This is a genomic window from Aliifodinibius sp. S!AR15-10, assembly GCF_031569985.1.
Classification (GTDB): domain Bacteria; phylum Bacteroidota; class Rhodothermia; order Balneolales; family Balneolaceae; genus JAMQKA01.
Map to the genome: position 1 here is coordinate 1 of NZ_JAMQKA010000093.1, position 6,124 is coordinate 6,124.

At 41.6% G+C, this 6,124-nt stretch carries 6 protein-coding genes; 3 read left to right on the plus strand and 3 right to left on the minus strand.

Features of this window, described 5'->3' with window-relative positions; genetic code table 11:
• Window positions 1-221: 221 nt before the first annotated feature.
• The 3 genes from NC796_RS26295 to NC796_RS26305 all read right to left on the minus strand — a co-directional run bounded on the left by NC796_RS26295 (window position 222) and on the right by NC796_RS26305 (window position 2,062).
• Entirely contained in the window at window positions 222-1,184 is a 963-nt protein-coding gene (locus NC796_RS26295) for an integron integrase (protein ID WP_310688849.1), read from the minus strand.
• A gap of 283 nt (window positions 1,185-1,467) precedes the next feature.
• Window positions 1,468-1,773, minus strand: coding sequence for a hypothetical protein (locus NC796_RS26300; protein ID WP_310688851.1), 306 nt, complete (start codon window positions 1,771-1,773; stop codon window positions 1,468-1,470).
• Window positions 1,774-1,828: 55 nt separating this feature from the next.
• Complete coding sequence (locus tag NC796_RS26305; protein WP_310688852.1) at window positions 1,829-2,062, minus strand: hypothetical protein; 234 nt, start codon at window positions 2,060-2,062, stop codon at window positions 1,829-1,831.
• A 145-nt stretch (window positions 2,063-2,207) separates the two neighbouring features.
• Here NC796_RS26305 and NC796_RS26310 point away from each other — a divergent pair, with 145 nt between their 5' ends.
• From NC796_RS26310 to NC796_RS26320, 3 genes are all read left to right on the plus strand, one after another.
• On the plus strand, window positions 2,208-3,014 hold the full coding sequence (locus tag NC796_RS26310) for a hypothetical protein (protein WP_310688854.1): 807 nt from the start codon (window positions 2,208-2,210) through the stop codon (window positions 3,012-3,014).
• Between the two features lie 167 nt (window positions 3,015-3,181).
• The gene (locus NC796_RS26315) at window positions 3,182-3,661 is read left to right on the plus strand and encodes a nuclear transport factor 2 family protein (protein ID WP_310688856.1); all 480 of its coding nucleotides are present in this window, start codon (window positions 3,182-3,184) and stop codon (window positions 3,659-3,661) included.
• A gap of 1,119 nt (window positions 3,662-4,780) precedes the next feature.
• Window positions 4,781-5,968, plus strand: a complete 1,188-nt coding sequence (locus tag NC796_RS26320; RefSeq protein WP_310688858.1) for a GIY-YIG nuclease family protein — start codon at window positions 4,781-4,783, stop codon at window positions 5,966-5,968.
• The last annotated feature ends 156 nt before the right edge of the window (window positions 5,969-6,124 follow it).

A 6,124-nucleotide genomic window follows, 5' to 3' on the forward strand; every position in this document is an offset into this window, starting at 1 on the left:
GTTTTCCCAGGGCAAAACAGCCTCCTTTTTGGAGGTCATCATACAAAATATAAGCGCCCTGCAAAGTGTAAAGGATGTCTCCGAACACCTGTAAAGGATGTCCCCGGTCTGGACATTCGAAGGGGGAAGCTGTGAGCCATGCAAGAAATTCCAGCCCTTTGACTAGATATAAGAAGATTATTGGATCTCCTTATGCCGGGTTTAGGTTTGTATCAATATCCTTATAGCTGGTCCACCGGGCTTTTCACCCCTTTCCCTCCCTGCTTGATTACATGGGTATAAATCATTGTAGTGCTCACGTCTTGATGTCCCAGCAGCTCCTGGACCGTACGAATATCGTACCCGTTTTCCAACAAGTGGGTGGCGAATGAGTGGCGAAAGGTATGGCAGGTGGCGCGCTTCTGTATGCCCGACTTGTCCACCGCTTGCCTGACCGCTTTTTGTATATTTGACTCTGAGAGATGGTAGCGTTGCTTTTTGCCTGTGCGGGGATCTGTTCTACGTGTTTTGGAGGGAAACAGGTATTGCCAGACCAGCTTTTTGCCCTCGTTGGGATATTTTTGGGCCAGTGCCTTTGGCAGGATAACCTCACCATGTCCATTGGCCAGATCTCTTGCATGGAGGTTTTCAACTTTCTCTATGTGGTTTTTAAGTTTACTACTGAGTGATTTTGGGAGCAACGTAAAACGATCTTTGAGCCCCTTGGAATTTCGCACCAACAGCTGGTTGTACTCAAAATCCACATCCTTAATACGGAGTCGCAATGCTTCAGAAATACGCAAGCCCGAGCCATAAAGTAGCTTTACGACAAGCAACTTCACCCCGACAAGATGGTTGAGCACCGCTTTCACTTCTGAAGGGGAAAGTACAGTAGGAATATTCTGTGACTCTTTGGCACGCTGAAGCTCGGAGAGCTCACCAACAGAACCTCCCATCACCTGCTCTACAAAAAATATGATGGCACACAACGCCTGGTTTTGGGTGGAAGCCGCCACCTGCCGGTCATTTGCCAGGTAATTCAGATAGCTTGTAATTGATTCTTCATCAATCTTCTTTCTTTCGGATTGTTCGAGAAATGAACAGTAACGCCGGACCCATTGCAGGTAGGCCTTCTCGGTCTTGTAGCTGTAGTTTCGCCTTCTTATCTCCTGCTTGAGCTGATTTAAGCATTTTTCTTTCTCCATAATTTTCCCATATTGATTAATAGTTTTACTATATAGATCGACTTCAGGAAGAATCCTTACAACATATTATCAAGAATTATTGAGGCTAAAAATTCCTGATAATATGACTATATAATGGTCTAGTCTCTCTTAAAACAAATATTAATATATTAAGTGGAATTTTTATTACAATACTTATTCCACTTAAGACTATGTTACGCGCGCCGGTCGCGCCGTTGGCGCTCCCTTGGTGCGCGCGTAACGGTTGCGGCGGTTAACTCGACCGGTCGCTGGTGCTCCTTTATCATCTCGATAAAGCACCAACTGTTCGGGCCCTCCGACAGCCCGTTGCTTGTCGGGCCCGACCGGCCGCGTAACCAGGCGATTGAACCGGAATTGGCTTCCCGGGGACAGCCGGCTTGCCAGCCGGCCGGGCGTTGCCAATCCGGTTAACCGCCGCAACCGTTAGGCTGCGCGGCGCAGGGCCATCTCGTTTTGTCGTAGTTTTGTAGCGGCGTTTGTTGCTTCTTTTTGGGCTAAAAAATGGCATCCATTCTTTCGCCCTTTTTAACGACTGCTTCTGTTCGGCCGGTTGCTGAATTACGGCCAACTGCTTCTTTTAACGAGCGTCCTTTCTTGGCTACGAATTTGCACCAGTGCTTTTTCTAAATGGGTTGGAACTTGTCAATTTCTTCGGCCGGTGATTCGCCGGTTGCACTGGCCGAAAGGTTTCCCTGGTGCTCGTGCCTCCTCGCTCCCATCTCCCAGTTTGGCGCTGGCGCCGCGCCTTCGCTTCCCAAATCGTTGCTTCTTTTTGGGGTACTCAAGTTCGTGCCCTTCGTTGCGGTCCCAAGCCTAACCCGCGCATTAAGGGGACGCACCTCGCCTGGTCTTGCCAACCTTTTGGCTTTTTAGCTCTTCGTTCATTATTTAATAAATCAACATTATTCCGTGCGCACCTTATGCGCAATGTCGTTATACAGCCATGATTTGCTATGACTAAAGTTCCATTGCAGAAAATTAAACAGATGAGAGATGCACTTGATGGAATCAGCTTCACTTATCAATGCATCTAATCATGAACCGGTTAAGAGTTCAGTTGCTGATAACGAACTCAACTCTTTCAAACGTCCAATTGCAATTAAAACAGCGCAAGATCAATCCTATATACTTTTAGAAAGCGCTTCTGATTATATGTCCTGTCTTATAAAATCTTTAACAGAACCTGTTGAGACTATTGCCCCATGGAGTCTGACTAGGAGTATCCTCGAAGCTTCTGCATTAAGTATTTGGATAGGAAATCCTAATTTATCTGCAGAAGAACGAGTTAATAGAAGTTTAGCTTTAAGACTAAATGGGTTACAGGAACAAGATAGATTGGCTAAAAATGAATTAAGTATGGATGGACCACCTAAGGAACAATTTATAAAGTTATTAAATCTTGCTGAAGAGCTTGGAGCTGAAACAAAAGTTAAGGATGAAATACCCACTAAATTAGGAACCCATTTTCCTAGCACTACAGATCTATGCGGTAGTGAGCTAAACGATTCAAAAGCTTATAGAGTACTGTCTGCAATGGCTCATTCACAAGCCTTCGCTATGCAGCAATTAGGTTTCCAAATCATTGGTCCCTCAGAGGATGATTCTGAAAGATTTGATGCCGAAAAAGGTATTACAAATATCTCAATTGCTTATTTATGCCAACATGCTGGTAGGGCTTATATTCGAGCATTATGTGCAAGGCTCAAATATTTTGGTTACCTGACTGGTGAAGTTGTACAAATGATTAGAAAAAGAGCAGATATTCTTAAAATTACAGGCAAAGAATTTAGGTATTGTATCTGGTCCTAAATTGATGGCTGTATAACCAGCGCATTAAGCGGACAGGCCTCGCCGATTCTTGCCCGCCTCCTATTTATTAGTTAACCTTTCATTTGTAAATAATTTCAACACGTTGGCGCCTGCAGCTTATGCGCAATGTCGTTATACAGCTAAACCTTAACACATGAGGAGAATATATGATGAAAACAACGATGGTCATCTTTCTCATGCTAGTATTTGCCATTGGGTGTGAAAATACTGAAAACCATAATAGGGAAATTAGTACTAAAGAACTTTCAGAAACTATAAACTCGCGGATGCACGAATATGCTATTGCACTTGAATCTCTTGACACCAGCCGAGTTGCACCTTTCTATGTTGAATCGGGTAAATTTACTTCTTATTTCGACGGGCAACGTATGACTCGGAAAAGTTTACTTGAAGCAATCGAAAATTTAAGTTCCAATTTGGTATCATTCAAAGCCGAGTGGGATACCATCGAAGTTACCAAATTAGGAGATAGGGCAGCTCTTGCTGCAGCCAGTTTTAACCGCACGTATACCGATACAGCTGGAGTTATAATAAATGACTGGGGAACAGCAAGTTGGATTTGGGTTTACGAAGATGATCAATGGCGGTTAATTCATGGTCATGCCGTACATTATCCAAACGAATAATAGCTGTATAACAAGGCGCTTCAACGGGACGCGCCTCGCCCTTGCCTGCTCGGTTTGCTTTCTCAAAGCCAAATAGTAAACTGGAAATTGAATCAATGCTAATTCGCGCGCCCGTTAAGCGCAATGTCGTTACGCGCGCCGGTCGCGCCGTTGGCGCTCCCTTGGTGCGCGCGTAACGGTTGCGGCGGTTAACTCGACCGGTCGCTGGTGCTCCTTTATCATCTCGATAAAGCACCAACTGTTCGGGCCCTCCGACAGCCCGTTGCTTGTCGGGCCCGACCGGCCGCGTAACCAGGCGATTGAACCGGAATTGGCTTCCCGGGGACAGCCGGCTTGCCAGCCGGGCGTTGCCAATCCGGTTAACCGCCGCAACCGTTATAGCGCAAATGATAGTTAGCTAAATAAATAAGTGGTTAAATTATAATCTGATTGTTTACGAGTTTGGATTCCTTAATCATCGACACATCATTCTTTACTGCTTTTATCTATTCTTTTATTCCTTTCTTGCTAATAATGTACACTACACACTTACGACGATTTACTAATCAATTTTTATGGACGGGTGTAATAGGTTGGTGCATCGTTGGAATATTTATCATTCAAAGGTATCATCCTGGCTTTACAAACGAATCCATCTTTCTTTACAGCATATTATCTGAATCTATAATCATAGCATTGCTTATTTCTATTTTTAACTATTTCAGCCTAAAAAGGCATGGTAGAAATTTTAAAGGGTGGATTGTTGGTGCTGCAACTCAATGGGGCAATCCTATCAACGAAGGTTTCAAATGGTCAGACGTTTTCTTCACAACCTCAGCTGTGCTCATATTTTTTATCTATCTCTTCTCAATTGATGCACTATTAGGCAATTTCTAACCATTTTATTTGCGCCATTAACCCGCGCATTAAGCGGACACGCCTCGCCAGTTCTTGCCAACTTCTGGCTTTTTAGCTCTTCGTTCATTATTTAACAAATCAACATTCATATGCGTGCAGCTTATGCGCAATGTCGTTAGGTTGCATAAGTCAAATCTATCAGGATTAAGTGGGATGACACATCCTGTCAGTCATTATCTTATTTTTAATAACCTAGACTAATTAAAATAAATCGACAGAATTTTGGATTTTTTTGATAAAAGAGAGAATAAAGTTTTAGTAAATACCTCAATCCATGAAAAAGCCAAGTTATCTAAAGAAGAGTTTTTATCAAGGGTTTCAAATTTTAAGGGATTAAGAACTCGTATTGATCACATTTCGCTATTCATTAGAGAAGAATCAGATCACCACTACATAACTGATCTTTGGCGTCTAATTAATGAAGGTGACTTTAGATTAAGAAATTTTCCCAATTATGTACTTTTCGTTGTAGCTCTTGAAAATAAATTCTTTGACTGGTTTTGGAACACACAAATTGAACTAATTAGAAAGCAGATTTGCAATTGGGTTAGTGCAATTTGTCTAAAGAATCCTGAATCAAAAGAAGATATACTTAATTCTCTATATGAACCTTATAGCAAAGAAATCGAATATATAATCGAGAATTTCTATTCATCTAATTTTGAAGAGAAATACTCTTTTAAAGGAGTTGAAGACGATGTTCAAAAACAACGAGAATTAATTTTGGAGCGGAATTCTGAATATGAAGAAGCTTCAAAAAGTTATTTAAGTAGCCCTCCACCCAAAGAATTACCAAACCCTTTTGATGAGAATATATCTATCCGTTCCTATCGAGGTTTAAGATATGTTTTTCCAAAAATTCCTGTTCTAGGATCTTACATTAGAGAAGACGATTGGGTCGCGATTGTTGAAAGAGATATGGAAAAAATGAAAGAATACTATGGCTACAATACAGGAAAGAGTCAGTTTTCTTTGAAGGATTTAAAAGAGAAACTGGAATATGCTGAAACGGACACAATGATGAGGGGAGAATCAGAAACAGAACCTTGGGAAATATGGAAAGGAATGTTTGAAGACGGAAAAAATAATGATAACCTATTTGACCCAATTGGTAATGACCTTGAAGGAGGATTTGTATATTTACGCAAAGAACAAGGGACTAGTTACTATAAAATAGGATATTCAAGTACAGAATCTGGTGTTAAATCAAGAAGGTCGGGATTGCAAACTGGAAATCCACGTCCTTTAGTTCTTAAAGGATATTTTCCAGTCAGTAGTACTAAAACCGAGTCAAAGATTCATGAATATTTTGATTCTTCCAGACGGGAAGGTGAATGGTTTGAATTAACTGAACAACAAGCAGAAAATATTTTAGACCAAGAATGGCGAAGAGAAAAACATTTCTTCTAATGCTAATAACAAATTCTGTAAATGCAACCTAACCTATATATGGCCTCCAATGTCAAGCACCCGTACCTTTTCCAGGGCAAAAAATTAATGTTTTGCGAATCGTGATTGATCCTATCCTTATGGAGTTGTGCCCCAGGCATCGTTCAACAATAGTTG

What these genes read in the sequence shown, in the direction of transcription:
- NC796_RS26295 (WP_310688849.1), bottom strand. Translation starts at nt 1,184, where the DNA reads ATGGAGAAAGAAAAATGCTTAAATCAGCTCAAGCAGGAGATAAGAAGG.
- NC796_RS26310 (WP_310688854.1), top strand. Translation starts at nt 2,208, where the DNA reads ATGGAATCAGCTTCACTTATCAATGCATCTAATCATGAACCGGTTAAG.
- NC796_RS26315 (WP_310688856.1), top strand. Translation starts at nt 3,182, where the DNA reads ATGATGAAAACAACGATGGTCATCTTTCTCATGCTAGTATTTGCCATT.